Below are 26,079 nucleotides of genomic sequence, written 5' to 3' on the forward strand. Positions count from 1 at the left end.
GTCATGACGATCTACGGGACGCGTCCCGAGGCCATCAAGGTGGCTCCGGTCATCGCGGCGCTCGAGGCCGACGAACGGTTCGACTCGCTGACGGTCGTCACCGGACAGCACCGGGAGATGCTCGACCAGGTCAACGACGTCTTCGGCATCGTGCCGGACCATGACCTGGACATCATGAGCCACGGCCAGACGCTCGGGGAGATCTTCGCTCGTGTCATGACGCTGCTCGACCCGATCCTGGAACGGCGCCGACCGGACGCCGTCATCGTGCAGGGCGACACGTCGACCTCGACGGCTGCCGCACTGGCTGCCTTCTATCGGCAGATCCCGGTGATCCACCTGGAGGCCGGCCTGCGCAGCGGTGACATCGCGTCGCCGTTCCCGGAGGAGGCGAACCGCAAGATCACGTCCCAGATCGCGGCCCTGCACCTCGCCCCGACCCTGCGGAGCCTGGCGAACCTCGTGGCCGAAGGCGTCCAGCTGGACGACATCGTCGTGACCGGCAACACCGTCATCGATGCCCTCTACCTCGCGGTCCAGCGCCGGACGGCGTTCACGGACCCGGCAGTCGCCCGGGTGGCGGCGTCGGGCCGTCGAGTCGTGCTGGTGACCACCCACCGCCGGGAGAACTGGGGAGACGCCATGGAGGGCGTGGGGCGTGCGCTGGCACGGATCGCCCGCCGGTTCCCCGAGACCGAGATCGTTCTCCCCGTACATCGCAACCCGGTGGTACGTGACGCCGTGCTGCCGCATCTCGCGGGGCTCGCGAACGTCACGGTGACCGAGCCGCTGGGCTACGGCGAGTTCACGCACCTGTTGTCGCTGTCCACGCTGGTGCTCACCGACTCCGGCGGGCTCCAGGAAGAGGCGCCGAGCCTCGGCAAGCCGGTGCTGGTGATGCGCGACAACACGGAGCGTCCGGAGGCTGTCGAGGCCGGCACCGCCCGGCTCATCGGCACCGCCGAGGAGCGGGTCGTGGCCGAGGTGAACCGGCTGCTGACGAACGACGCCGCCTATGCCGCCATGGCTCAGGCCGTCAACCCGTACGGCGACGGGCACAGCGCGGAGCGGGTGCTCGACGCGACGGCACGTATGCTCGCGCCCGTGCTGCCTGACGTGCTGCCTGACTTCGATCTGGTGGACGAACAGTTCACCGCAGTTTCCGCAGAGGGTGGGGTATGAGCAAGACCAGGGTCTTTATCTACGGTTCGTGCGTGTCACGGGACACGTTCGAGCATCTTGATCCCGAACACTTCGAGCTGGTGGAGTACGTCGCACGGCAGTCGGTGCTCAGCGCCTACACGAAGCCGGTGGAGCTCATGGCTCCGCCCACGCTGAAGTCGCGGTTCCAGCAGCGGATGATCACCGGCGACTTCTCGTCCAGCCTGCGTTCGCAGATGGCGACCCACGGCTCCGCGACGGACTTCGTGCTCGTCGACCTGACCGACGAGCGGCTCGGGGCCTATCTTCTGCCCGATGGCTCCATCGTGACCCGCTCGGTGGAGCTCATCGAGTCAGGCGGCGAGCAATATCTGCCACAGGGCACGCAACACATCGCGTTCGGCACCCAGCAGCATTTCGAATACTGGACCACCGCGATGGAGTACGTCGCTGAGCAGATGCGTACCCAGATGTCGCAAGCGACGATCGTGCTGCTCGACATCCCGTGGGCGGAATGGTCGGAGACCGGGGCTCAGACGCCAGGGAGCTTCGGCATGCAGGCTGCAGAAGCCAACCCGGTCTTCCGCTCATACGCGCAGGCTGCGGCCCAGGCGTTGGGCGCTCACGTCATCTCGATGGAACCGTCCGAGGTGGTCTCCAGCCCGCACCATCCCTGGGGTGACGCGCCGTTCCACTACTCGGAGAAGGTGTACCTGGAAGTGGTCCGCCGACTGACGGGGGCCGAGGGCCGCGTCGTCTGGGGGGCGGGCGGCACAGGCATCGGTTCCGCACCCACGGCCTCGGTTGGCCAGAGCACCACCTCTACCACTGCAACCGGATCGACAGTTGCAGAATCCCCAGACCTTCTAGTAACAGTTGTCGTGTCGAACAACAATGACGCGTTCGCATTGGGTACTTGCCTGGAAAGCATACAGCGCCAAAGCATCGGGGTCGAGAACATCGAGGTGCTGGTGGTCGACAACGGTTCGACGGACGGCACACAGCAGGTCCTCGACCAGCACCAGCGCCTTTTTCCGATCGGCAACTTTCGAACGATCTCCCAGGAGAGAGCAGCGTCGTCCGCTTCTGGACGAAACACAGCAGTCATCGAAGCGCGCGGAGAGTACATATACTTCGTCAACGCCCCCGACCGCCTTGGGCTCGACGCTTTGCAGGCAATGGTCCAGAGAGCCTACACAAACTCTTCAGAAATCGTCATCGGCAAGCCCGTCGGCGTAGGACACTCAGTACCGAAGAAGCCGTTCGAAAAGTCTCACGACAGAATCGAACTGGGGACTTTCCAATTTGCCGAGGTCCTGCATGCACACTGCCTGTACCGAACGGATTTCCTTCGAAAGAACGAGATAGAGTTCGACATGTCGCTACCGACGCTTATCGAACGGCCGTTCGCGATGGCCGCCTACGCCCTGGCCGAGAGAGTGTCCGTAGAGAGCGGCGTTGAATGCTACTACCTGGTCCGACATAAAAACGTACCTACCAAGCCACCCCTGCCCACCATCGCCGGGGCCGGCCCACTTGCCGTCGTCTGGGCAACATTCAAGGCCGCTTCAAACGCGAAGACTCCAGCGACAAAGAGGCGAGTACTCAAGGCCCGGTACTGGAATCGCATTCTAACGAGCGACCTTGTGAGCGAATACCGCAAGCAGAGTCGTTCAGACACACGCCTCAGGTTCATCGCAGATGCGAACCGACTGATCGGCGCGCACAACCCCGATTCCTACCTCAAGGACATCGGCGCACGTGCTCGGGTGTTCCTCTTCCTTGTCCAGACCGGTCGACCTGCTGCCCTGGACGCGTACCTCGATATGACCGACAAGGACAAATCTGCGTTGGTCAAGAAACCAGCCGCAAAGAGATGACCGTCGTCGGCGGACGATGATCCCACCTCGTGAAGGGACAAGATCCCTCACCGAAACCCTCTGGAGGGCACTAGTTGGAAAAGGAACGGCCTCGCGGCGACTTCGAAAGGAACACGATCACCGTTGGCGATACCCGCATCACCTCGACGACGGAGCTGCCGCCCGGGGTAACGATCAATTTCAAACCCCGCTCTGTGGGCAACCTTGTCGAGATAGCTCCGGTTCAGAACGTATCGAACGCTACTATTGACCTTGGTAGTGCACGAAACTGCACCGTGCGACTGGGTCAACTACGCATCCCATTCGGTGGTCTTCGCATCTCGTTCGTAGAAAATCGAGGAAACATCTCGACAGGATCGGAGGTGACCGTCGGTGACGGATGCACGTTCAACGGATCTACCCACATCATCGGGGCATTATCCGAGGGGATAGCTGTCCGTATTGGTCAAGACTGTCTCTTTGCCTCAGGAATTACGGTGCGCGGATCGTCGCACCACGGCCTGTGGGACCTGGATTCAGGAGCGTTGATTAATCCCGAGGCCGGGATCGATATTGGTGATCATGTCTGGCTCGGCGCCGACGTTATCGTTCTAAATAAGTCCATAATCAATTCAGGATCAGTTGTCGCCGCAAGGAGCGTCGTCAACCGGCGGTTCACTGATGAGAACATACTTCTCGCAGGAAGTCCTGCTGTCGTAAAACGTAGCCGCGTTGCATGGACGCACGATTTTCCTGCAGATAATGGCGTCTCACGACACGGGCCGGCAACAACCAACTAGCGTGTCGGGCGACGAGTCGTATCTTCCGCTGGTGGTGCAGTTGAGACAGGATCCTGGCCAACCCGAATCCTAGAAAGCAAAGATGCCGGGCGTCAGAATCTTTGCAAGGCTCGGACCGACCTGATCCGCCCTCAGGTTTCCTTGCGCAAACTGCTTGCCGGCGATGTCCCGCAACCGCGCGTGAACTCGCCGAAGAGGACCATCGTCAAAAACGGTCGCATACTTGTCTGACAACGCAAGAAGGTCCTCAGCCGATCCATCCGCGCCGAATCCAGCCGACTCCGCCACCCGCAGCGCGAACTCACTCGGGCCGCTCGCCCCATCAGCAGGCACCCCGTAGACGGAGTAGGCAGGAATCTCTGAATCCTGCAGCGGGCCACCGAACCGTTCTTGCACTTCGGAGATTTGCTCGCCGGTCCGATTCTTAGTCGTGTCGAGGAACGGGTATATGGCGAGCTCGGGATCGACGAGCGCGAGAAGGTCAGCGATCCCAGTGGTGATGCTAGACCCTTCCGGCGCGAATGATTCGGAGCTCTGCGATAGGGCAAGCATCGCCGACTGCTGCACAAGACGAAGCTCAAGTAGGGTAAAGACCGAGCCGGCGCTGCCGTGGAGTCCGTTGCGATAGGAGGCGTAATGCATCTCGGATGCATTCCACGAGCCAGGATCGATGTCTGCTGCGATCATCCCCTTCCGCAGTTGTGATACCAGAGCGGCATGGCGCACCTCGCGATCAGATGCCGCATCGACCTGCTCAACGCTATAGCGGTGATCGAGGCCGTCGAGCGTGCGCCAGCCAAAAGCCCCCTTGAGCAAACCGGCACCAGTTCCGTCGGCCCTCACCAACAGCGGATTCGCGTGAATCCCCCGCGTTCCCGGCAGGAACCGATCGTAGAGACCAAGGTGATGGCTTGCCCACAGGGGGAGCGGCGAATCACGGAAGTGACGGTCGGCGCCCGCTTCACCTCGACTCCCGTTGAGCGAGATTCCGAATGCGCGCGTGAGATTCTTTGCGACCTCGAAATCGGGTCGAGTCTCGGACGTCGTGCCGTACGAAGTGACGTGGATGCGATCAAGCGATCCCGCTCGCCGATAGGCGCCGAGGACGAGGCGAGAGTCCTGACCACCTGACAGTGAAATCGAGATCTCTGCACCCGAGAGGGGGACCGCCTGGCCGACGATCTGCGTCGCAAGTCGACGCATCACTTCGCAATATCCCGCGCGAGACGTGACAGCTCCAGCTCGGCGGTCGTCACGTGTCGCCTCTACCCGGAATCGGTTCAGCGAGTCTTTCACCAACTGGGGCGCGGTCCCTCCCGGGAAGAACGCGACCTCGTCGACAATGGATTCGTTCGACATCGGCTGGTGGGTGATAGCCAGCGTGCGTGACCGAGCGAGAAGGACCTCATGGTTCGGCGAGATCCGCTCACCCAGGTGCCGACGAAGACTAGCCAACACCAGCATCGAGTCCGAGAATGCGTGCCAGCCATTGCCATGCGTCTCAAGGACCGCGAGGGAACCGGAAAAGTCACGGCGGAAGTTAAGCACGGTTGAACTCACCCATGACATCTCTAGGAATCCACCACCGAGCATGGGATTGGAGGCTTCCTTGCTTGCGCGCATATCCTGCCATCCGCGCAACCCAAAACCGATCTCATTGTTGGCAGCGTCGACAGCGACACCGACAAAGAACCGATCCGAAGCGACCTTGTCCACGATTCCACGTGAAACGATCGTCAGCGAGTAATCGCGCCCAAAACTGGTTCGAAATGTTTCCGTATAGTCGGCCGACTGCTGCCGGAGCCAACGCTCAATCGAGAGGTCTACGTTGCGTGTCGCGACGATGGCGAGGTATTGGGACACTTGCCCAGGGTACAGGAAGCTTTACCTTTCCGGACAGGATGAGGACCTAATGAGGACTGCGGCGATTCACCTACGCTGCGGGCCAAATTCTGCCGACACTATTTGCGGAATCGTCTCGGCGACGGCGAGCCCGGGACAGCGGGAACTTCAGCGAGTTTGGCGACTTCCAGTGGTGGCCCCCAACACGGATAGAGCCCCGCCACCAGACGTGGCGGGGCTCCCTCATGCCTCCCGAAGTCCTGTAGCCGATTGATCGCGTCAGGCCTCGACGCCACCACTCTCGATGTCCGCGCCCTTAGCAAAGTGCGGCGCAAGCTTGTTGTCCACCATCGACAACGCGGCGCCGATGGCCATGTGCATGTCGAGGTACTTGTACGTGCCCAGCCGCCCGCCGAACAGGACGTCCTTCTCGTTCGCAGCGAGGTCACGATACTTGAGCAGGCGCTCACGATCCTCGGCAGTGTTCACTGGGTAGTACGGCTCGTCGGAACGCTCGGCGAATCGGGAGAATTCGCGCATGATGACCGTCTTGTCGGTCGGGTAGTCCCTCTCCGGATGAAAGTGCCGGAACTCGTGGATGCGCGTGTATGGCACATCAGCGTCCGCATAGTTCATCACCGGGGTTCCCTGGAAATCGCCGATCTCGAGCACTTCCTCCTCGAAGTCGAGGGTGCGCCACGACATCTCACCCTCTGCATAGTCGAAGTACCGGTCGACCGGACCTGTGTACACGACCGGCACGTTCCCGACCACGTTGACCTTGCTCACCGGCTGCGTCTCGTCGAAGAAGTCGACTCCAAGACGCACCTCGATGTTCTTGTGGTCCGCCATGCGCTCGATCCACCGGGTGTAGCCGTCGACCGGCAGGCCCTCGTGCGCATCGTTGAAGTACCGGTTGTCGTACGTGTAGCGCACGGGCAGGCGCGCGATGACCGAGGCCGGCAGCTCGGTCGGGTCTGTCTGCCATTGCTTAGCTGTGTACTCACGAATGAACGCCTCATACAGTGGGCGGCCGATCAGCGAGACACCCTGCTCGTCGAGGTTCTCCGGTGTCTTCCCACCGAGTTCGGCCGCCTGCTCCTTGATGAGCGCACGCGCGGCCTCGGGCCCGTGCGCGGAGCGGAAGAACTGGTTCACGGTGGCGAGGTTGATCGGCATCGGGAACACCTCGCCCTTGTGCGTGGTGTACACCCGGTGCACGTAGTTCGTGAACGCGGTAAACCGGTTCGCGTACTCCCACACCCGCTCATTCGACGTGTGGAATAGGTGGGCACCGTAGCGGTGCACTTCGATGCCGGTGGTCTTTTCCGCCTCACTGTAGGCGTTGCCACCGATGTGCGGGCGCCGGTCGATCACAAGGACCTTCCGGCCGTACTCCTCGGCGATCCGTTCGGCGACGGTGAGGCCGAAGAATCCCGCCCCGACGACAACAAGATCAGCGTTCATGTAAATCCCCTGTTCAGCGCTTGAAGAAGTCGGCGATCAGCCGAGGGACGACGGTGACTGCCTGACCGACCCGCCAAGTCTCTGACGTGCGGATCTGCACGATCCTGCGCTGCTCGAGCGCGACCTGGCGCTCAAGTCGCCGGACCGTCTGCACCTCCCCGTCTACGTCGACCGCACCGTTCCCCAGAGCGGAATAGACCCGCTTCAGCTCCGCGCGGTGCTCGGCGTCCGTGTCAAGGAACGCCAGATCCCAATACGACCCGGTCCCGTGCTCCTGCGCATAGCGGATCATTCCCAGCATTGCCCGTTCCTTCGGCTGCGTGAAGAAATCCAGCGGGCGGTCGGACACCCCCAGCTCGGGGAACCAGTCAGTGACGAGAGTCTTGAAGAAGACCTCACGCGCATCCATCGGCAGGTTGCTCAGGTGCCACAGGAGAAGATGCAGTGCGTAGTTGATGAACTTGCGCTCGAGCGTCGGGTAGATGCCGCTGCTCACGAGCTGGTCCCGTATCGCCAGCAGCGCAAGATGCGCGTTGTCCGGAGACTTCGACGTCGAGTTCGAGATCGAGGTACCCACATTCCTGCGGTGGGAGATGAGCTCCTCGTCCAGGATCGTGATCCGGTCGCACAACAGCAGGGCCGAATAGACGAAGTAGGCGTCGTTCGTCGAGGTCAACGACTGGAAGCGAAGCCCCGTGTTCTGCAGGTAAGAACGCAGGAACAACTTGTCCCAGGGCCACCCCACGAAACTGAAGAACGGGTTGTGGGTGATCGCTGTGCTCGAGAAAGGCCGGTGCTTCGGCAGCTGGTTGATCTTGACGGCGTGTGCGATCGGGCTGGTACGCCCGGTCGCCGAGTCGAGATTGCGCGACCGGAACACGCAAACGGCCGCTTGGTCCGCCTTCGCCTTGCCGTAAGCACGGCCCAGCATGCCTTTGTCGAAGACGTCGTCGGCGTCCAGGAACGCCACATACTCCCCCTGGGCATGATCTAGCCCCAAGTTGCGCGCGGCACCGGCTCCCTGATGCTCCTGCGTCAGCAGGATGACGCGGTCGAAGGGATCGGACTCAGCAAAATCCCGGAGGACCTCGAGGGACTCGTCTGTCGAACCGTCGTCGACAAGAATGACTTCGAAGTTGCGGAGCGACTGGGCCTTCAGCGACGCCAGACATGCCTTGAGGTGGGGCATCCCGTTGAACACCGGCATGACAACGGACACCTTCACCCGCGATGCCTCGTACTGGTAGTAGTACTCGTCGGGATCCCGCATGATCCACTGGACGCGGTTCCACTCGCCGACGCCGAAGGCGGACTGAATCAGGACGCCGCGCTCGAGGTCCTTCTTCAGCACGTCCGACACCATGCGGCAGAACTCCCTGCGCAGGTCCGGCGCCAGCCTGTTCATCGTGAAGTCGATGTTGTGCCACCGCTTGAGCCCGTAGACCCCCGTGAAAGTCTCGGCCAACTCAGGTCGTTCCAGGAGCCACTCGCGGATCCAGTCGTACTCCTGGAGTGCGACATCTGCCTTGCCTGTCGACTTCACCGAGGAGTTGGGGTTGTCGCGTCGGTTCTCGTAGAAGACCTCGTTGACGTACATGACGCGGCGTGCCTGGCACATCGTCTGGAAGAAGAACCCGTTGTCCTGGTAGGACGCGCCCGGCGTCTCGTGGTGCCAGATGTCGTTCTCGATGAGGAACTCGCGGCGGTAGATACCGCACCAGGTGTTCATCGGATAGCGGAAGATGCCGACCTCCTGGGCCGGGTCAAGGACTTGGCCGTAAACCGACTGGCTCGACGCCGACGGCACGATCACCTCGGTGCGGTGCTCCCCAACCCCCCGGAAGCGCAGGTAGTCCGCCTTGACGATGTCGAGGCCGTGCTCCCGCCCAGCCCGCCAGAGTGTCTCGAACATGGCCGGCCGAACGACGTCGTCCGGTTCAAGGATGCCGATGTACTCGCCGGTCGCGTGCCGAAGGGCCACGTTCATGGCCACGCCGTAACCCGCGTTGGCCTGGGTGATGACCTTGAGGCGGTCCGAATGTTCCTGCGCGTAACGCGCCAGGATCTCCGGGCTCGAATCGGTCGAACCGTCGTCGACGCAAATGATTTCCAGGTCCGTCAGTGTCTGGTGGATCAAACTGTCCAGCGCAGCCTCGAGGTACTGCTCGACGTTGAACGTAGGAACCAGGACCGAAACACTCGGCCGGCCGGAATCGGTGGTTGCGGTAGGCGTGAAGCTATCGGTCATCGCGCTTGGTGTTCCTATCGTCATGGAGCTTTTCGGAATCAAAGTTGAAGAAGTTCAATGCGCTGCCATTCGCTTGATGGCGGGAATGACGATGGCTTCTGCCGCGCTCGCCGCACCCTGCGCGCTCGGGTTGTCGCGAATCGCCGTGCGCACTTCGTCGATGTGTCGTCCAGCAATCAGTTCGGCGACAGCGCCAGCAATCCCGTCCACGGCGTCTGCCGTGATGCCGAGACCTGCGCCGGCAACCGCCCGCGCGCGCCTCTCCTGGTCGTCCCTCAACGTCACCGCACTCGGCAGATACACACCTGGTGTCCCCGTGTGCAGGTTCTCGTGCACCGAGTTGTAGCCCGCGCCGGTCACCGTGAACTCCCACGCACCGGCCAGGTCGACCAACGGGAAGCGCCCGTCGATGGTCGCCGCGTCGTGCGCCACCGCGGAGGACAGCAGCGGCGACCTCACCACGACCGGGACGATGTCCCCGGCGTCGCGAACGGCCTGCACGGCGGCAGCCGTGGCAGACCCGTCGCCGTTACCGCCGGAGAGCTGCACGAGCGCGTACTGCCGCTCCGGGTCGAGCCCGAGTGAGGCGAGCGCCTTCTCCCGTGGCATGAGCGAGGCCGGCGCAAGAGACACCGGGTCCACCCATGTTGCGTCCCGGAAGACCTCCGGCGCGGTCTCCCGCGTCTCGGCGATATCCCCCGGCACGATCACCGAGGTCACATGGTCACGCCAGCTCTTCACCTGGGTCAGGTCCGTGCCCTCGCGCCACAGCCCGCGGCGCAGCCACACCAGGGGCAGGCCCACCAGGTCGGCGACGTCTGTCAGCGAGGGGTACACCCACGTGCCGTCGAAGACGATCGACTCCGGGCGGTATGCAGCAATCTCGTCGAGGAGCCGGCGGGTGAACTGCCGGCGCCATCGGTCGTGGCTGACACCGGCGGTGGTGTGACTCGGAAAGTACGTGACGTCGTAGCCGGCGGCAGCGACCGTCGAGGCCGCCGTCGAAAGTGTGAGCATCCGGCCGTCGAGCGCACGGTCCGCATGTCGCAGCACCGCGGCGCACCGGGCGATGTGCCCCATGCCGCCACCGTTGCTGGTCACGAACAGCACGCGCGGCGCCACGCCTGCGGGCCGCACCTCGTCCTCGGCAGCGATCCCACGCCACGCAGCCCACGCCGTCTGAGATGCGGCGGTCGCCGCCTCACGACTCGTCAGCTCGATCCGCTCGAGCGCCTGCTCCTGCGCCCACTCGTGCCGGGACGCCTTCGCGCGTGTGTCGTGCACCGTCGCCTCGAGCCGCTCGATCCGCTGACGCAGCCGCGCCTCGGTCCGCCCGGACACCCACGACACGGCCACGGCTACGAGGAGGCCGACCGACACCAGCACGCCCAGCACACCCGCGAAGACCAGCCAGGCGCTCAGCGGCCTCACAACCAGGCACAGCGCGAGCACGGCCGCGGACACGAGCACAAGGGCTGCGGTCACAGCGACGGCCACCCATCGACGCCGGAACCGGGCGAGACGACTCAACGCAGCATCCCCCGCGTGTCCACCACGTGCTTACCCGCCAGCGGGCCGGCAAGCGCACGGAACTGTGCATGGTCCACCAGCAGCACATGCACCTGCGCGGCCTCGAGCGCCTCCTCGGTCCCCGCCAGCCGGACGTTCGCCAGTCCTGCGAACTCCGCCGGAACCTTCTCCACGTGCGGCTCCACAGCCAGCACCGTCGCGTGGGGCAACGTCCGCGCGATCTCGGTGGTGATCTCCAGGGCCGGCGACTCCCTCAGGTCGTCGATGTTCGGCTTGAACGCCAGTCCGTAGGTGGCGATCACGGGGTTCGCCACGCCGAGGTCCGCGACCGCATCGACCACCTTGTGCAGCACCCAGCGGGGCTTGGCGTCGTTCACCTCGCGCGCGGTCCGGATCAGGCGCGCTTCCTCGGGTGCTGCGTCCACGATGAACCACGGGTCGACGGCGATGCAGTGCCCGCCCACGCCCGGCCCTGGCTGCAGGATGTTGACCCGCGGGTGGTGGTTGGCGAGCCGGATGAGCTCCCACACGTTGATGCCGAGCTTGTCCGCGACGAGAGACAGCTCGTTCGCGAAGGCGATGTTCACGTCGCGGAACGAGTTCTCCACCAGCTTGGCGGTCTCGGCGGTCGCGGCATCCGTCAGCAGGATCTCGCCCTGGCAGAAGACCTGGTAGAGGTCCCTGGCGCGCTGCGCGCCCTCCGGGGTGAGCCCGCCCACGATCCGGTCGTTCGTCACGAGCTCGACCATGATCTTGCCGGGCAGCACTCGTTCCGGGCAGTGCGCAAAGTACACGACAGGGCGACCGTCCACGCCGTCCAGACTGAGGTCGGGGCGCACGGCCAGGATCCAATCCGCCATGCGACGCGTCGTCCCCGGCGGCGAGGTGGACTCGAGAATGATCAGCTCACCCCCGCGCAGAGTGGGCGCAAGCGCTTCGGCCGCCGACCGGATGTAGGAAAGATCAGGCTTGTGATCACCGGTGAAGGGAGTGGGCACAGCGACGATGTACGCGTCGGCGGCCTCGGGCGCCAGGGCGGCAGTCAGCTTGCCGGACGACACTCCTTCCGCCACATAGCCCGCCAGGTCCGGCTCCACGAACGGCACCTCGCCGCGGTTCACCGCGTCGACGGTCTCCGGGTTCACATCGATGCCCGTCACCGCCACGCCGTTCGCGGCAAGGATCGCCGCGGTCGGGAGCCCGATGTACCCGAGCCCGACCACGCCGACAGTGCTGATCCCCATAGTTCCCCGCCTCAGAAGTTGACGTGCGTCGCCGCACGTCCGTAGTGCTTGACCTCGCCGCTCGCGAGCAGCTCGGCATCGGTCACGTCCCAGGAGTGCCCGCCGACTGCGGACCGCACCTGGACGAAGTTGAACCGGTCGGCGGCGTAGACGATCCCGCCGGCGCTGGTGGCGTCCTCGAGGAACGCCGTGTCCTCACCGCGAGACAACGCCCGGAAACGCACGGTGGTAGCGATCTCACGCGCAGCGACGATCGTCGGACCCATCACGCGGTCGGTGTACCGGTGCTCGCGGTCCGCGAACCGCAGGATGGTCGCGTCCAGCCCCTCGAGGTACATGTAGTGCGCCTGCTTGCCCACCACGTCCGCAGCGGAGTACGCCATGGCGTACAGCTGGTCGGACAGGTACTGCGGGCCGTACAGGTCGTCGTCGTCGATCTTGGCCACGACGTCGCCGTCGGCCGCCGCCAGCAGCAGGTTCAGGCACGAGCCCAGCGGCACGTCGGACGGCGCCGACAGCAGCTCGAGGCGCTCGACGCCGGCCTCCTTGGCCCGCGCCCGCAGGTCGGCGTCGTCCACCTCGAAGCCGTGCGACAGCAGCGCGACCTGGAGGTCCACGCCCTCCTGCGCACCGAGCGTGGCCAGCACGTGGTCGAGCTGGTGCGGGCGGTTCGTCGAGACCAGCGCGGTCACGCTCGGCCGGGTGACGACGGGAGAGTCGGCCAGCCCGGCGTCGTGCAGCACCTTCTGCGAGCGGACGCCGTAGGTGTGCTCGCGCCAGATGCGGCGCTGCGCCTTGTGCACGGCCCGGTCGCGCAGCTCCGGCGAGCGCACGAGCGCACGGATGGTGTGCGCGGCACTCTCCCGGGTGGCGGCGACGAACACCTCGTCGGCCGGGAAGTACTCCCCCACCGCAGCGCTCGGCGTCGAGACGACCGGCGTGCCGCTGGCGGAGATCTCGAAGATCCGCCGTGCGCACATCGACGGCGAGCCGACCACCGAGTTCACGTTGAGGAAGACCTTGTACTCGCGGTAGGCGGTCAGCATGCGGTCGTAGTCCAGCGACCCGACGACGCGGCCGTCCAGCGGCGCGGGGAACTGGTACTTCTGGTCCTTCCCGCGGAACCGGCTGAAGATCTCCAGGCCGTGCTCCATCTTCGGGGACACGTCCAGGGCCGCACCGAGCAGCAGGTCCATCTGCTCGCGCCGCTCCGGGTACTTGTGCGCGAAGTACATCCCCGCGAACGCGACGTCACGCTCCGGCCCGCGGCCGTGCAGACGGACCGGGTTGTGGATGGCCGGCTGCGCGGCGAACTCCAGCACGCCCACGCGCTCGTGGCCCAGCGCCGCCACGTAGGCGGGCACCCGGTCGACGTCGGTCGTGTAGACGCGGTCGAACAGCCGCGCCACCTCGAGGAAGTCCTCGAAATGAACCGGGTCTTCCTTGTTCCAGAAGACGGTCGGGACCCCTGCCGCGCGGCAGGTCTCGACGAGCTCGACGAAGACCGGCCGCGGGGCCGACGTCCCCGTCAGGTGGTACTGCCAGGCACCACCGTTGCCGTTCCAGGCCGACTCCACGAACAGCAGGTCCAGGCCTGCCGCCAGGTCGTCACGCCAGGTCGCGGGCGTGAGTGCGACCTGGTTCCACTCGGAGGCGAACGCCAGGCGGGAGAAGTCGTCCAGGATGACGCCGACCCGCAGGTCGCGGCGACCGGGCGCGGGGGCACCCGTCGTCGCGGTGCCGGACACCGGGCGAGCCGGCCACGGGTCGAACGTGAGGCCGTTCTTCGTCAGGCGCGCCCCGCCGGTCCGTGCGGCCATCGGCACCCGCTGCCGTCGCAGGTACGTGCGCAGCTGGGCGGGGCCGCCCTGACGGAGGTGCCACACCGCGCGACGGAGCTGAGGCACCACGCCCGGCGCACGATCCTTCACGGTAAGAATGTCCTAGTCTGCTTGAAAGCAATAAGCCAGAAAGGGCACCCCGACCGGGCGCGAAACGAAGGGTGCCGGAAGTACAGGATGCGCCATTGGTCGGCTCATGCTACAAGCGACAGCGACCCCCTCATCACCGATCTCGGGTGAAATAGCTCAGGTTCACCCGGGCAACCACGAGGGCTGTTCCACCGCCGGCGGACGAGGCGCGCCAGACGCTCGATGTCAGCGACTCTGTTCGACGCCTCCCAGCTGCTCGTCGAGCGATGCCTGGTAGCCGAAGTACACCATGGCCCCGTTGGCGCAGAGCAGCACCACGGCGCCGGCCACGAGCGCCGCGACGAACCCCCTGCCGCGACGGGCTCGTCGCACGGGCCGCGGCGCGGGTTCGGGAGGCTCCGGAGCGGCAAGGAGGCCAGTGGTCCCGCTAGATTCATGCATATCCATGTAACTACAGCCTCAGAGGCCTCCGCCGCATCACTCTCGGCAGGAGATCACCCTTCATTCACCCTGCCGACCCACCTCCGGCATTCGCACAAGCGTCGACGTGGCTCCACCCGGGTGAAATCTTCGCCAGCGTCTTTCGGACGGGAGGAAGACACGGACGGAAGACGGGAAGAATTCATCTCTGCAGGCCAGCGAACAGCCTGCCCCGCCGCGCATCATGGGAGGATCCGCCCATGCGCGGAATCATTCTCGCCGGCGGCTCGGGCACTCGCCTGCACCCGATCACCCAGGGCATCAGCAAGCAGCTCGTCCCGGTCTACGACAAGCCGATGATCTACTACCCGCTGTCCACCCTGATCCTGGCGGGGATCCGCGACGTCCTCGTCATCACCACCCCGCATGACGCCGCCCAGTTCCAGCGGCTCCTCGGCGACGGCTCACAGTTCGGCATCTCGATCACCTACACCACGCAGCCCTCGCCGGACGGGCTCGCGCAGGCCTTCGTGCTCGGCGCGGACTTCCTCGGCGACGACTCGGTGGCGCTCGTACTCGGCGACAACATCTTCTACGGCCCCGGCCTGGGCAACCAGCTCACCCGGTTCGCCGACATCGACGGCGGCGCCGTCTTCGCCTATCGCGTCGCCGACCCGACCGCCTACGGCGTCGTCGAGTTCGACGAGCACGGCAAGGCCCTGTCCCTGGAGGAGAAGCCGGTCCGGCCCAAGTCGAGCTACGCGGTACCGGGCCTCTACTTCTACGACAACGACGTCGTCGCCATCGCCAAGGGGCTCAAGCCGTCGGCCCGCGGCGAGTACGAGATCACCGACGTGAACACCGAGTACCTGCGCCAGGGCCGGCTCCAGGTCGAGGTACTCCCCCGCGGCACCGCCTGGCTCGACACCGGGACGTTCGACTCCTTGCTGGAGGCCTCCGACTACGTCCGCACGATCGAGCACCGACAGGGTCTGAAGATCGGCGCCCCCGAGGAGGTGGCCTGGCGGCGCGGCTTCCTGTCCGACGACGACCTGCGCGCCCGTGCGGAGACGCTCACCAAGTCCGGCTACGGCACGTACCTGCTGGGCCTGCTCGACGAGTAGTCCTCCGGTCCGAACGTGCTACGCCTCTACTGAGCCCCCAGCACCACGGGGGCCGCCGCCTTCCAGCGCTCGGCCCAGTCACCGATCGGCTCGACGCCGACCTCCCGGAGCCGGTCGTGCCCGAGGACCGAGTACGCCGGCCGGGGCGCGGGCAGCTGGTAGGCGGCACTCGTCGTCGCGTCGACGGGCGTCTGGTGGTCGGACGCGGCCACCACCTCCCTCGCGAAGCCGCACCAGGTCACCGCACCCGACGACGTGCCGTGGTAGACGCCGCCGGGGGTCTCCGCGGCGACGAGCCGCACGATGAGGTCGGCCAGGTCGGCGGTCCAGGTGGGCTGCCCGGTCTGGTCGTCGACGACGCTCAACCGGTCCCGCTCCCCTGCGGCGCGCGCGATGGTGCGGGGGAAGCACCGGCCGCCCGCCCCGTACAGCCAGGCGGTGCGGACCACCAGGGCGTCCGGTGCGAGCGCCCGGACCGCCCACTCACCGGCCACCTTGGTGCGCCCGTAGGCGGACCGCGGCGACACGGGCGCGTCCTCCGGGTAGGGGGTCGTCCCGTCACCCCCGAACACGTAGTCCGTGGACACGTGCACCATCCGGGTGCCCGACGCCGCAGCGGCGCGCGCGACGTGTGCGGAGCCTGTCGCGTTCGCGGCGAACGCCTCGGCCTCGTGCGTCTCCGCTTCGTCGACGGCGGTCCAGGCCGCGCAGTTGACGACGACGTCGTGGCCGGCGACGGCGTCCAGGACCGCCGAAGCATCGGTGATGTCCAGGTCGGACCGCCGCAGCCCTGTCACCTCGTGCCCGGCCGCCGCCGCGACCGCCGCCACGTCCTGGCCGAGCATGCCCGCGGCCCCGAGGACCACCCACCGCTGCGTCGTGCTGTCTCCGCTGGTCACCCTAGGATCCTAGCCAGAGGGCTCAGCCGGCCCTCGACCACCACGCAAGGAGTCTCATGGAGTACCGCGAGCTTGCCGTGCCGGGAGCGTTCGAGATCACCCCTCGCCAGTTCGGCGATCCCCGCGGCGTCTTCCTCGAGGCGTTCAAGGCCGATGCCTTCGCCGAGGCCGTCGGCCACCCGTTCGACCTCGCCCAGGCCAACTGCTCGGTGTCCGCCGCGGGCGTCCTGCGCGGCATCCACTTCGCCGACGTGCCGCCCAGCCAGGCCAAGTACGTCCTGTGTGCCACGGGAGCCGTGCTCGACGTCGTCGTGGACATCCGTGTGGGTTCGCCCACCTTCGGCACCTGGGACGCCGTGCTCCTGGACGACGTCGACCGCCGCGCCGTCTACCTGTCCGAGGGCCTCGGGCACGCGTTCATGTCCCTCGAGGACGGCTCGACGGTGCTGTACCTCTGCTCGTCCGGCTACGCCCCGGGCCGCGAGCACGGTATCCACCCCCTGGACCCCGAGCTCGGCATCGACTGGCCGACCACCGCCCGCGACGGCAGCCCGCTGGCCCCCCTCCTCTCGGAGAAGGACGAGGCAGCCCCCACCCTCGCGGAGGCCAAGGCCCAGAACCTCCTGCCGACCATGGACGAGGTCACCAGCTACCTCGCGACCAGGCACTGACGGAGGCCAAGTACGCGGCTTCGGGTCAGCGACCCGATCAGAACTTACTGACCTGAAGCCGCGTACTTGGCCTCGGTCAGCGCCTTCGCACCCCTCCACCATGCCTCGTTCGCCCGGTACCACTCCACGGTCGCGGCGAGCCCCTGGCGAAAGTCCGTGTACCTCGGAGCCCAGCCCAGCTCGTTGCGGAGCCGGCTCGCGTCGATCGCGTACCGCAGGTCGTGCCCGGGCCGGTCGGTGACATGGTCGAAGTCGTCCGCGTCCCGGCCGAAGATCTCCAGCAGGGTCCGCACGACGTCCAGGTTGCTGGTCTCGCCGTCCGCACCGATCAGGTAGGTCTCGCCGACCTGGCCCTTCTCGATGATGCTCCAGACCGCCGAGTTGTGGTCCTCGACGTGGATCCAGTCGCGCACGTTGAGGCCCTGGCCGTACAGCCGGGGCCGGACGCCGTCGATCAGGTTGGTGACCTGGCGCGGGATGAACTTCTCGATGTGCTGGTAGGGGCCGTAGTTGTTGGAGCAGTTCGAGATGGTGGCCTGCACCCCGAAGGACCGCACCCACGCCCGGACCAGCAGGTCGGAGCCGGCCTTCGTCGACGAGTACGGGGACGACGGGTTGTAGGGCGTCTCCGGGGTGAACCGTTCGGGGGTGTCCAGCGGGAGGTCGCCGTAGACCTCGTCCGTCGAGATGTGGTGGAACCGCACCCCGTGCTTCCGCGCCGCCTCCAGCAACGTGAACGTGCCCACGAGGTTGGTCTGCACGAACGGCGAGGGATCGTTCAGCGAGTTGTCGTTGTGCGACTCCGCGGCGAAGTGCACCACGAGGTCCGACTCCCCGACGAGCCGGTCCACGAGCAGCGCGTCGGTGATCGAGCCCTCCACGAGCTCCACGCGGTCGGCGACGGCGGCAAGGGAAGACCTGTCACCCGCATAGGTGAGGGCGTCGAGCACGGTGACCTGGGCCTGGGGACGCTCCCGCACCGTCTGGTGGACGAAGTTCGCTCCGATGAAACCGGCACCGCCGGTGATCAGGATCTTCATGGGTGTCAGTCGCGTCCGTAGATGTCGCGGGTGTAGACCTTCTCGGCGACGTCGTCGAGGGCTTCGGTGCGGCGGTTGGCGACGATGACGTCGGAGCGGGTCTTGAACTGGTCGAGGTCGCGGACGACCTCGGAGGCGAAGAACTGGTCCTCGTCCAGGGCCGGCTCGTAGACGATGACCTCGACGCCCTTGGCCTTGATGCGCTTCATGATGCCCTGGATGCTCGAGGCGCGGAAGTTGTCCGACCCGGACTTCATCACCAGGCGGTAGACACCGACGGTGGTCGGGTTGCGGCGCAGGATGTCGGCGGCGACGAAGTCCTTCCGGGTGGTGTTGGCGTCCACGACGGCGTTGATCAGGTTCTGCGGCACGTCGGCGTAGTTGGCCAGCAGCTGCCTGGTGTCCTTGGGCAGGCAGTACCCGCCGTACCCGAAGGACGGGTTGTTGTAGTGCGAACCGATCCGAGGGTCCAGGCCCACGCCTTCGATGATCTGCGCGGTGTCCAGGCCGTGTGTGGCGGCGTAGGTGTCCAGCTCGTTGAAGTACGCCACCCGCAGCGCGAGGTAGGTGTTGGCGAACAGCTTGATCGCCTCGGCCTCGGTCGGGTCGGTCAGCAGGACCGGGACGTCCTTGGTGGCCGCGCCTTCCAGGAGCAGGTCGGCGAACTGCTTGCCACGTTCGGTGCGGTCGCCGACCACGATGCGGGAGGGGTGCAGGTTGTCGTGCAGGGCACGACCCTCGCGCAAGAACTCGGGAGAGAACACGATGCCGGCCCCGGCGTGCTCGGCCCGGACGCGCTCGGTGAACCCGACAGGGACGGTCGACTTGACCACGACGGTCGCGTCAGGGGTGCGGGCCAGGACGTCCGTGATCACGGACTCGACGGACGAGGTGTCGAAGAAGTTGCTGATCTCGTCGTAGTTCGTCGGGGTCGCGACGACCACGACCTGCGCACCGGTATAGGCCGCGTCCTTGTCGAGGGTCGCGGTCAGGTTCAGGGTGTGGCTGGTGAGGTAGTCCTCCAGCTCGGTATCCACGATCGGCGAGATGCGGTCGTTGACCTGAGCGACCTTGACCGGATCGACGTCCAGGGCCCAGACCTCGTGGTTCTGCGCGAGCAGCACGGCATTGGACAGACCGACATAACCCGTGCCGACAACAGCGATCTTCACGAAGGACTCCTGACAGAAAACGTCGATGACGGACCAATGCTAGAACGCGCCACCCGGCCATTCCGGCCAGCCGGTGACAACCGGAGTCTTTCGCCCGTGACGCACGCCACACCGGCACTCGTCCGCCACGGAGGTTAGGCTTACCTCACAATGACGCAGACCACGAACGCACCGAACGGCAAGCCCCGCAAGGTGGCCCGCACCACGGCGACCGTGACCGCAGTCCAGCACCTGACCCCGCACATGATCCGGGTGACGCTCGGTGGCGAGGCACTGGCCGCCGTCGACCCGACGCCGCAGACGGACCGCTACATCAAGCTGGTCATGGCCGAGTCCCCCGAGCCCGAGGGCCGCCCGGTGCTGCGCACCTACACGATCCGCAACGTCGCCGGGTCCAGCTGGGACATCGACGTCGTCACGCACGGCGACGTCGGCTACGGCGGCCCCTGGGCGCAGCGCGTCCAGCCGGGCGACGAGGTCTCGTTCGTGGGCCCGGGCGGCGACTACGCGCCGTCCCCCGATGCCCCGTGGCACCTCATGGCCGGTGACGAGTCAGCTCTCCCGGCCATCGCCGCCGCGTGCGAGGCGCTGCCCGACGGCGCCGTGGCCCACGTCTTCGTCGAGGTCTCCGACGCGTCCGAGGAGCAGGAGATCACGAGCGCCGCCGACCTCCGTCTCACGTGGGTGCACCGGTCGACGGGAGCGAGCCTGGCCGAGGTCGTGCGGGCCGCCGAGCTGCCGGACGGCGTGCCGCACGCGTTCCTGCACGGTGAGGCCGGCTGCGTCCGCGACCTGCGCCGCTGGGCGCGCGGGACGCTGGGGGTGCCGCGTGAGCTGCTGTCGGCGTCGGGCTACTGGCGGCTGGGCCGCGACGACGAACGCTGGCGGGCCGAGAAGGCGGAGTGGCGGGCCGCGGTGGAGCAGGACGACCTGGTGCTCAGCGCGCACTGAGGTGCGCGGCTCCGTCCGCGGAGCGCCGGCGGCGGCCCGCGGTGGTCACAGGCCGTCGAGCACGGCGAACCAGCGCTTCGCCGTCGCCTCGTCGTAGGGCGGCTCCTCCGCGGACACCGCGGCGAGCAGGGCGTCAGCGTCCGCCCGGACCGTGGCGACCACGGACGGCGGGTACCCGTACCGGACGGAGTGCTCGGCGAACTCGTCCTCGTCGTCGATGAAGTACTGGCCGCGCGGGTCGGCCGTGCCGGGCTCGAAGGCGATGACGTCGAGGTCCAGGTCGACGGCTGTCACCTCGAAGCGTGCGCGGCCGCGGGACGCGAAGAAGCGGGCGGGCAGGCGCCGCCACTGCGGCACCGTGGTGAGGTCGCTGTACGAGCGCATGCCTTCGGGGTGGTCGCGGTACAGGGCCGGGGTCCAGCCGACGTCCCCGAAGAACCCGACCCCCGGCCCCGTGGACCGGTACCTCGCACCGGGCCGCGCGAACCGTGTCCCGGCCCGGAATCCCACCCACTGACCGTGCTCGTCGGAGCCCAGGTAGCGCCCGTCGAAGACCCAGTGGGGCGTGCCGTCCCACTTGCGGTAGCGCACCCGGACAGGGGTGCCCGACTCCGTCGGCCCAGACGACGAAGAGCCCTGGTCAGCAGGTTGTTGCGCAGACATGTCCGGGAGCCTACCCAGACGTCGTCGGGGCGTGAGGTCAGTAGGTGTCGGACGTCGGCGCGGGGGCCGCTGCCGCTCCCGCGTCGAAGCCGGCCAGGACCGACGCCGTGCCCGACAGGCCGAGCCGGGTCGCGCCCGCCTCGATCATCGAGAGTGCCGCGTCGAGGTCACGGATGCCACCCGAGGCCTTGACGCCGAGCGTGCCGCCGCCGGCCGCACCGACGGTCCGCGCCATGAGCGACACGGCGTGCACCGAGGCACCGCCGGCCGGGTGGAAGCCCGTCGACGTCTTCACGAAGTCCGCGCCGGCGGCCTGCGCCGCCTTGCACGTCTCCACGATCTGCTCGTCCGTCAACGCTGCCGACTCGATGATCACCTTGAGGACCCGGTCGTTCGGCACGGCGGCGCGCACGGCGGCGATATCGGCCTGCACGGCGTCGAACCGGCCCGCCCGGGCGGTCCCGATGTCGATCACCATGTCGATCTCGTCCGCCTCGTCGGACACGGCGCGGGCGGCCTCGAACGCCTTCACGTCACCCATGTGCTTGCCCGACGGGAACCCGCACACCGTGGCGACGGCAAGCCGCCCGGCGGCGACCTCGACCGCGAGGGAGACGAACGACGGGGACACGCACACCGAGAACACGCCGAGCGCGGCGCCCTCCTCGACGAGCGTGGCGACGTCGCCCGCCGTGGCCTCCGGCTTGAGCAGCGTGTGGTCGACGAACGTGGCCAGCGACGCCTTGTCGTGCGGCACGGCAGGGGTCCGCGGCGCTTCGGGCTGAGCGGTCATACGAGTGCACCTTCTACTTTCTGGATTCCGGGCAGGATGACCTGCTCCACGAGGTCCCGCCGCTCGTCGTGGTGCATGAACGCACCCCAGGCGGCGGTGACGGTCACGTCGACGAGGTCGTCGAGCGTCCAGCCTGCCTCGTCGACGAGGAGCTTCATCTCGTGCGTCATCGACGTACGAGACATCAGGCGGTTGTCCGTGTTGAGCGTGACCGCGAAGTCCAGCTCCTTGAGACGGGTGATCGGGTGCTTCGCGATGGACGCGGCCGCACCCGTCTGCAGGTTCGACACCGGGCACAGCTCGAGCGGGATCTGGTGGTCGCGCACCCAGTGCGCGAGGCGGCCCAGGTCGGCGGCTCCCCCGCGCCCGTCGTCCGAGAGGCCGCTCTCGGCGGGGTCACCGTCGACGACGAAGGCGATGTCGTCGATGATCCGGGCACCGTGACCCAGGCGGTCGGCGTGCCCCAGGTGCACGGCCTGCCCGATGGAGTCGAGGCCGTCGGCCTCGCCCGCGTGGATGGTCACGGGCACGTCGTGCTCCGCGAGGAACCGCCAGATGCCGAGGTGGCGCGACGGTGGGAACCCGGCCTCGGGTCCGGCGATGTCGAACCCGGCCACGCCGTCGTCCCGGTAGGTGACGGCGAGCTCCGCGATCTCCTGCCAGCGGTCCTGGTGGCGCATGGCGGTGACGAGCTGTCCGACCCGGATGAGGTGCCCGTCGGCCGCGGCCGCGGCGATGCCGTCGTCGATCCCCGCCTGCACGGCCTCGACGGCCTCGGCGAGCGACAGCCCGCCGGCCAGGTGCTGCTCGGGCGCCCAGCGCTGCTCGGCGTACACGACGCCGTCGGCCGCGAGGTCCAGCACCGCCTCGCGCGCGACGCGGGCCAGGTTGTCCGCCGTCTGCATGACGGCGATCGTGTGGTCGAAGGTCTCCAGGTACCGGACCAGCGAACCGGAGTCGGCCGCGTCACGGAACCAGTCGGACAGGGAGCCGGCATCGCTGGCCGGCAGGGTGTGCCCGGCGGCGTCCGCGAGCTCGAGGACCGTCTGCGGGCGCAACCCTCCGTCGAGGTGGTCGTGCAGGACAACCTTGGGCAGGGCGCGTAGCAGCGCCTCACCGGGGCGCGCCCCGGGGTCTTGCGTGGTCATGCTGACAACCTACCGTCCGGCACCGACAGTCGGCCGTCAGCCGGCGTCGGGGTTCTCTTCCTCGTCGGCGTCCGTCGGGACGTCCAGCGCCTGCTCCACCACGTCCGCCTCGGCGGCGGCCCCGTCGTTGTCAGGACGTGGCGCGGCGGGGACGTACTCGTCGGGCTCGTGCGTGGTGTCGACCTCGGCGTCCTCAGGGGGGTCCAGGCCGGCGTCACGCCAGGAGTCGGGTCCAGGGAGCGTGCTCATCAGGGCCTCCTCGTCAGCGGTCTTCCATCGTCACCCGGGCGTCATCACCCTGCCACCGCCCGGCCCGTTCGGGCAACAGCACCCACGCCACGTGGGGCCAGCCGCCGAGCGCGGCGGTGAGTGCCTTGCGCACGCGGGCGGCGGTCCGGTCGCCGGTCGACGGCGACATGTCCCGTGCACCGGACGGCACGGGGGGCGGGTCGAGCAGCGCCGCGACGGGAACCGTGTGCAGCCCGGCGCCCGACGGCTCGTACAGGACCGCGCTGCCCTCCGCGCCCTCGCCGTCGGCCAGGGTGAGCAGCACCACATGGCGCGGGACTGCCGAGTCCCAGCCGCTCGTGACGTCACCACCCGTGTACAGGGGCACCGGGACACCTGCCCGCGCGCTCGCGACCGCGGCCTCCAGCAGGGCGCGCGACCCGGCCACCCGGTGCGTGTAGCGCACGCCGCCATAGGTGGCGAGCCGCGCGGCGCCCCAGGGTGGTGTGCCGTACGTGCGCGGCCAGGCCACGACCCCCAGGCCGCGGCGGTTGGTCGCGGCCTGGACCGCGTGCTGCAGCCGCACGAAGCGGCCCGCCGGGTCGTCGACCGCGAGCCGCAGAGCGGCGCGCGGGTCGCCGGCCAGCCCGAGCATCGCCAGCACCGCCGACCCGCACGTGGTCTCGTCGACCTGCACGGCGGCCGCCGTGGTGCCGTCGAGGGACGGCAGGTTCAGCCGCCGTGGGAAGCCGACCGTGCCGGTGCCTCGCTCCCGCGCCAGCGGATCCAGCACGGAGCGCCGCGCACGGGACGGCACCGACTCGAGGTGCCGCTCCACGTCGTCGGGCACGACAGGTCGCACGAAGCGGCCCGGCGGCGGTGGTGTCGGTATCGGCCCGGCGAACGCACGCATACCGCCAAGCAGGGACGAAAGGCGCAATGTCGACGGCACATCGCCAGGCTAAGCCGGACCCGGGCGACTCGCCGGTTCGCCACGCTGGGGCGGTCGGGCGATCCGGGTCCGCCCCGCCTGCGCAGGTCAGGCGCCTGGAACGGGACCGTCAGGTCAGACGATCCGGTCCAGGACCACCGACTCGTCGGCCGCCAGCGCTGCCCCGACCAGTGCCCCGGCGCCCACGTCCACCGTGGACAGCGCGCTCGCCGCGCCGGCCAGCGTGCCGCCGAGCACCCCGCCGCCCACACCCTCCGGCTCCACCGCCCAGCCGCCCTCGAGCGCCTCGCGCGCCCGCGCGAACCGTTCGGGGGTGTCGGTGTGCAGCGTGAACAAGGGCTGGCCGGCGGCCACCGGCTCCCCCGGTTTCACGTGGATCTCGATGCCTGCCGCGGCCTGGACCGCGTCCTCCTTGCGCACCCGGCCCGCGCCGAGCCGGTGCACGGCCACCCCGACGGCGTACGCGTCGAGCGAGACCAGCACGCCGGACTCCGGGGCGACCACCGTCTCCGACTCCTTCGCGACCGGCAGGGGCGCGTCGACGTCCCCGCCCTGCGCCGCGATCATGGCTCGCCACTTGTCCATGGCCCGGCCGTCGGCCAGGGCCGCACGGACGTCCGCCTCCGAGGCGGGACGGTCGGCCGCCGCGAGCATCTCGACGGCGAGCGCGACGGTGAGGTCGACGACGTCGGCCGGCCCGCCGCCCGCCAGCACCTCCAGCGACTCGCGCACCTCCACGGCGTTGCCCGCGGTGCGCCCGAGCGGCACCGACATGTCGGTGACCAGGGCCACGGTGCGCACGCCGGCGTCGGTCCCGAGGTCGACCATGGTGCGGGCGAGCTCGCGCGCGCTCTCCAGCGTCTTCATGAACGCGCCGGAGCCGACCTTCACGTCGAGCACCAGCGCACCGGTGCCCTCGGCGATCTTCTTGGACATGATCGAGCTCGCGATGAGCGGGATCGCCTCGACGGTCCCGGTGACGTCCCGCAGCGCGTACAGCTTGCGGTCGGCCGGGGCGAGGCCCGCTCCGGCGGCGCAGACGACCGCCCCGACGGAGTCGAGCTGCGCCATCATCTCGTCGTTGCTCAGCGAGGCCCGCCAGCCGGGGATGGACTCCAGCTTGTCGAGGGTGCCGCCGGTGTGGCCGAGGCCGCGGCCCGAGAGCTGCGGCACCGCGACGTCGAACGCCGCCACGAGGGGAGCCAGGGGCAGCGTGATCTTGTCACCCACGCCGCCGGTGGAGTGCTTGTCCGCCGTCGGCCGGGAGAGTCCGGCGAACGACATGCGCTCCCCGGACTCGATCATCGCGTGGGTCCACCGGGAGATCTCCGCACGGGACATGCCGTTCAGGAGGATCGCCATGGTCATCGCGGACATCTGCTCGTCGGCCACCACACCACGGGTGTAGGCGTCGACGAGCCAGTCGATCTGCGCGTCGGTCAGGGGCTCCTGGTCGCGCTTGGCCCGGATGATGTCGACGGCATCGAACTGCTCGGTCATCGGGTTGCCTTCCGCACGTGGTCCAGGTCGCCCGGCCCGAAGGCCTGGGGCAGTACTTCCGTCATCGGCACGATCCCCTGCGGGGTGTCCACCAGCAGCTCCGGCCCGCCGTGCTCCCAGAGGATCTGGCGGCACCGGCCGCACGGCATGATCGTCTCGCCCAGCGCGTTGACGCACGTGAACGCGGCGAACCGGCCGCCGCCCGACATCACCAGGGCGCTGACCAGCGAGCACTCGGCACAGAGGGTCACTCCGTACGCCGCGTTCTCGACGTTGGCGCCGGTGAGCAGCCGGCCGTCGTCGGCGAAGGCCGCCGCGCCGACCGGGTACTGCGAGTACGGCACGTACGCCTTCTCGAGCGCGCTCCGGGCTGCCGCCCGCAGGATCGCCCAGTCGACGGCGTCCGCCGGGGGAACAGGGTCCACGTCCATCATCC

Annotated in this window: 23 protein-coding genes; 6 read left to right on the plus strand and 17 right to left on the minus strand. The window is 67.7% G+C overall.

Going from position 1 to position 26,079, the window contains the following annotated elements; genetic code table 11:
* Positions 1-3: 3 nt before the first annotated feature.
* From wecB to LUM46_RS20010, 3 genes are all read left to right on the plus strand, one after another.
* A complete protein-coding gene (gene wecB, locus LUM46_RS20000) occupies positions 4-1,182 on the plus strand; it encodes a non-hydrolyzing UDP-N-acetylglucosamine 2-epimerase (RefSeq protein ID WP_274996544.1) in 1,179 nt (392 codons plus the stop codon).
* Entirely contained in the window at positions 1,179-3,041 is a 1,863-nt protein-coding gene (locus LUM46_RS20005; protein ID WP_274996379.1) for a DUF6270 domain-containing protein, read from the plus strand. Before wecB ends, LUM46_RS20005 begins: the two co-directional genes overlap by 4 nt.
* Positions 3,042-3,115: 74 nt before the next feature.
* On the plus strand, positions 3,116-3,820 hold the full coding sequence (locus tag LUM46_RS20010) for an LbetaH domain-containing protein (protein WP_274996381.1): 705 nt from the start codon (positions 3,116-3,118) through the stop codon (positions 3,818-3,820).
* Positions 3,821-3,889: 69 nt separating this feature from the next.
* Here the strand turns inward: LUM46_RS20010 and LUM46_RS20015 are convergent, their stop codons facing one another.
* The 7 genes from LUM46_RS20015 to LUM46_RS20045 all read right to left on the minus strand — a co-directional run bounded on the left by LUM46_RS20015 (position 3,890) and on the right by LUM46_RS20045 (position 14,454).
* Positions 3,890-5,683, minus strand: coding sequence for an adenine nucleotide alpha hydrolase family protein (locus LUM46_RS20015; protein WP_274996382.1), 1,794 nt, complete (start codon positions 5,681-5,683; stop codon positions 3,890-3,892).
* Positions 5,684-5,941: 258 nt separating this feature from the next.
* Positions 5,942-7,129: a UDP-galactopyranose mutase gene (glf, locus tag LUM46_RS20020; RefSeq protein ID WP_274996383.1), complete on the minus strand. Its 1,188-nt coding sequence runs from the start codon at positions 7,127-7,129 to the stop codon at positions 5,942-5,944.
* A gap of 13 nt (positions 7,130-7,142) precedes the next feature.
* On the minus strand, positions 7,143-9,377 hold the full coding sequence (locus LUM46_RS20025) for a glycosyltransferase (protein WP_274996384.1): 2,235 nt from the start codon (positions 9,375-9,377) through the stop codon (positions 7,143-7,145).
* A 54-nt stretch (positions 9,378-9,431) separates the two neighbouring features.
* Positions 9,432-10,862 carry a hypothetical protein gene (locus LUM46_RS20030; protein ID WP_274996386.1) on the minus strand — a complete coding sequence of 477 codons (1,431 nt, stop codon included), beginning with the start codon at positions 10,860-10,862 and terminating at the stop codon, positions 9,432-9,434.
* Positions 10,863-10,903: 41 nt separating this feature from the next.
* Positions 10,904-12,151, minus strand: a complete 1,248-nt coding sequence (gene wecC, locus LUM46_RS20035; RefSeq protein WP_274996388.1) for a UDP-N-acetyl-D-mannosamine dehydrogenase — start codon at positions 12,149-12,151, stop codon at positions 10,904-10,906.
* A gap of 11 nt (positions 12,152-12,162) precedes the next feature.
* Positions 12,163-14,082 carry a glycosyltransferase family protein gene (locus LUM46_RS20040; RefSeq protein WP_310242975.1) on the minus strand — a complete coding sequence of 640 codons (1,920 nt, stop codon included), beginning with the start codon at positions 14,080-14,082 and terminating at the stop codon, positions 12,163-12,165.
* 225 nt (positions 14,083-14,307) lie between these two features.
* Positions 14,308-14,454, minus strand: coding sequence for a hypothetical protein (locus LUM46_RS20045; RefSeq protein ID WP_274996389.1), 147 nt, complete (start codon positions 14,452-14,454; stop codon positions 14,308-14,310).
* Between the two features lie 308 nt (positions 14,455-14,762).
* Between LUM46_RS20045 and rfbA the strand changes: the two genes are divergently transcribed.
* Positions 14,763-15,626 carry a glucose-1-phosphate thymidylyltransferase RfbA gene (gene rfbA / locus LUM46_RS20050; RefSeq protein WP_274996391.1) on the plus strand — a complete coding sequence of 288 codons (864 nt, stop codon included), beginning with the start codon at positions 14,763-14,765 and terminating at the stop codon, positions 15,624-15,626.
* 26 nt (positions 15,627-15,652) lie between these two features.
* Here the strand turns inward: rfbA and rfbD are convergent, their stop codons facing one another.
* A complete protein-coding gene (rfbD, locus tag LUM46_RS20055) occupies positions 15,653-16,525 on the minus strand; it encodes a dTDP-4-dehydrorhamnose reductase (RefSeq protein WP_274996392.1) in 873 nt (290 codons plus the stop codon).
* Positions 16,526-16,581: 56 nt separating this feature from the next.
* Here rfbD and rfbC point away from each other — a divergent pair, with 56 nt between their 5' ends.
* Positions 16,582-17,196, plus strand: a complete 615-nt coding sequence (gene rfbC, locus LUM46_RS20060; RefSeq protein ID WP_274996393.1) for a dTDP-4-dehydrorhamnose 3,5-epimerase — start codon at positions 16,582-16,584, stop codon at positions 17,194-17,196.
* A gap of 44 nt (positions 17,197-17,240) precedes the next feature.
* Here rfbC and rfbB read toward each other — a convergent pair whose 3' ends face one another.
* Together rfbB and LUM46_RS20070 are read right to left on the minus strand one after the other, a co-directional pair.
* Complete coding sequence (rfbB, locus tag LUM46_RS20065) at positions 17,241-18,236, minus strand: dTDP-glucose 4,6-dehydratase (RefSeq protein WP_274996394.1); 996 nt, start codon at positions 18,234-18,236, stop codon at positions 17,241-17,243.
* 5 nt (positions 18,237-18,241) lie between these two features.
* Positions 18,242-19,408, minus strand: coding sequence for a nucleotide sugar dehydrogenase (locus LUM46_RS20070; protein WP_274996395.1), 1,167 nt, complete (start codon positions 19,406-19,408; stop codon positions 18,242-18,244).
* A 150-nt stretch (positions 19,409-19,558) separates the two neighbouring features.
* Here LUM46_RS20070 and LUM46_RS20075 point away from each other — a divergent pair, with 150 nt between their 5' ends.
* On the plus strand, positions 19,559-20,359 hold the full coding sequence (locus LUM46_RS20075; protein ID WP_274996396.1) for a siderophore-interacting protein: 801 nt from the start codon (positions 19,559-19,561) through the stop codon (positions 20,357-20,359).
* Between the two features lie 45 nt (positions 20,360-20,404).
* Here the strand turns inward: LUM46_RS20075 and LUM46_RS20080 are convergent, their stop codons facing one another.
* The 7 genes from LUM46_RS20080 to LUM46_RS20110 all read right to left on the minus strand — a co-directional run bounded on the left by LUM46_RS20080 (position 20,405) and on the right by LUM46_RS20110 (position 26,074).
* A complete protein-coding gene (locus LUM46_RS20080) occupies positions 20,405-21,022 on the minus strand; it encodes a DUF402 domain-containing protein (protein WP_274996397.1) in 618 nt (205 codons plus the stop codon).
* 37 nt (positions 21,023-21,059) lie between these two features.
* Entirely contained in the window at positions 21,060-21,815 is a 756-nt protein-coding gene (deoC, locus tag LUM46_RS20085; RefSeq protein ID WP_274996398.1) for a deoxyribose-phosphate aldolase, read from the minus strand.
* Positions 21,812-22,963 (minus strand): adenosine deaminase, encoded by a 1,152-nt coding sequence (locus tag LUM46_RS20090; RefSeq protein WP_274996399.1) that lies wholly within the window; start codon positions 22,961-22,963, stop codon positions 21,812-21,814. Before LUM46_RS20090 ends, deoC begins: the two co-directional genes overlap by 4 nt.
* A 36-nt stretch (positions 22,964-22,999) precedes the next feature.
* Positions 23,000-23,212, minus strand: coding sequence for a hypothetical protein (locus LUM46_RS20095; RefSeq protein WP_274996401.1), 213 nt, complete (start codon positions 23,210-23,212; stop codon positions 23,000-23,002).
* Between the two features lie 13 nt (positions 23,213-23,225).
* Positions 23,226-24,041, minus strand: a complete 816-nt coding sequence (locus LUM46_RS20100; RefSeq protein ID WP_274996404.1) for a hypothetical protein — start codon at positions 24,039-24,041, stop codon at positions 23,226-23,228.
* 216 nt (positions 24,042-24,257) lie between these two features.
* Positions 24,258-25,643, minus strand: coding sequence for a thymidine phosphorylase (locus LUM46_RS20105; RefSeq protein ID WP_274996407.1), 1,386 nt, complete (start codon positions 25,641-25,643; stop codon positions 24,258-24,260).
* Positions 25,640-26,074, minus strand: a complete 435-nt coding sequence (locus LUM46_RS20110; protein WP_274996547.1) for a cytidine deaminase — start codon at positions 26,072-26,074, stop codon at positions 25,640-25,642. Before LUM46_RS20110 ends, LUM46_RS20105 begins: the two co-directional genes overlap by 4 nt.
* Positions 26,075-26,079 lie beyond the last annotated feature (5 nt).

Origin of the sequence: Promicromonospora iranensis (assembly GCF_028994805.1) — a bacterium.
GTDB lineage: Bacteria > Actinomycetota > Actinomycetes > Actinomycetales > Cellulomonadaceae > Promicromonospora > Promicromonospora iranensis.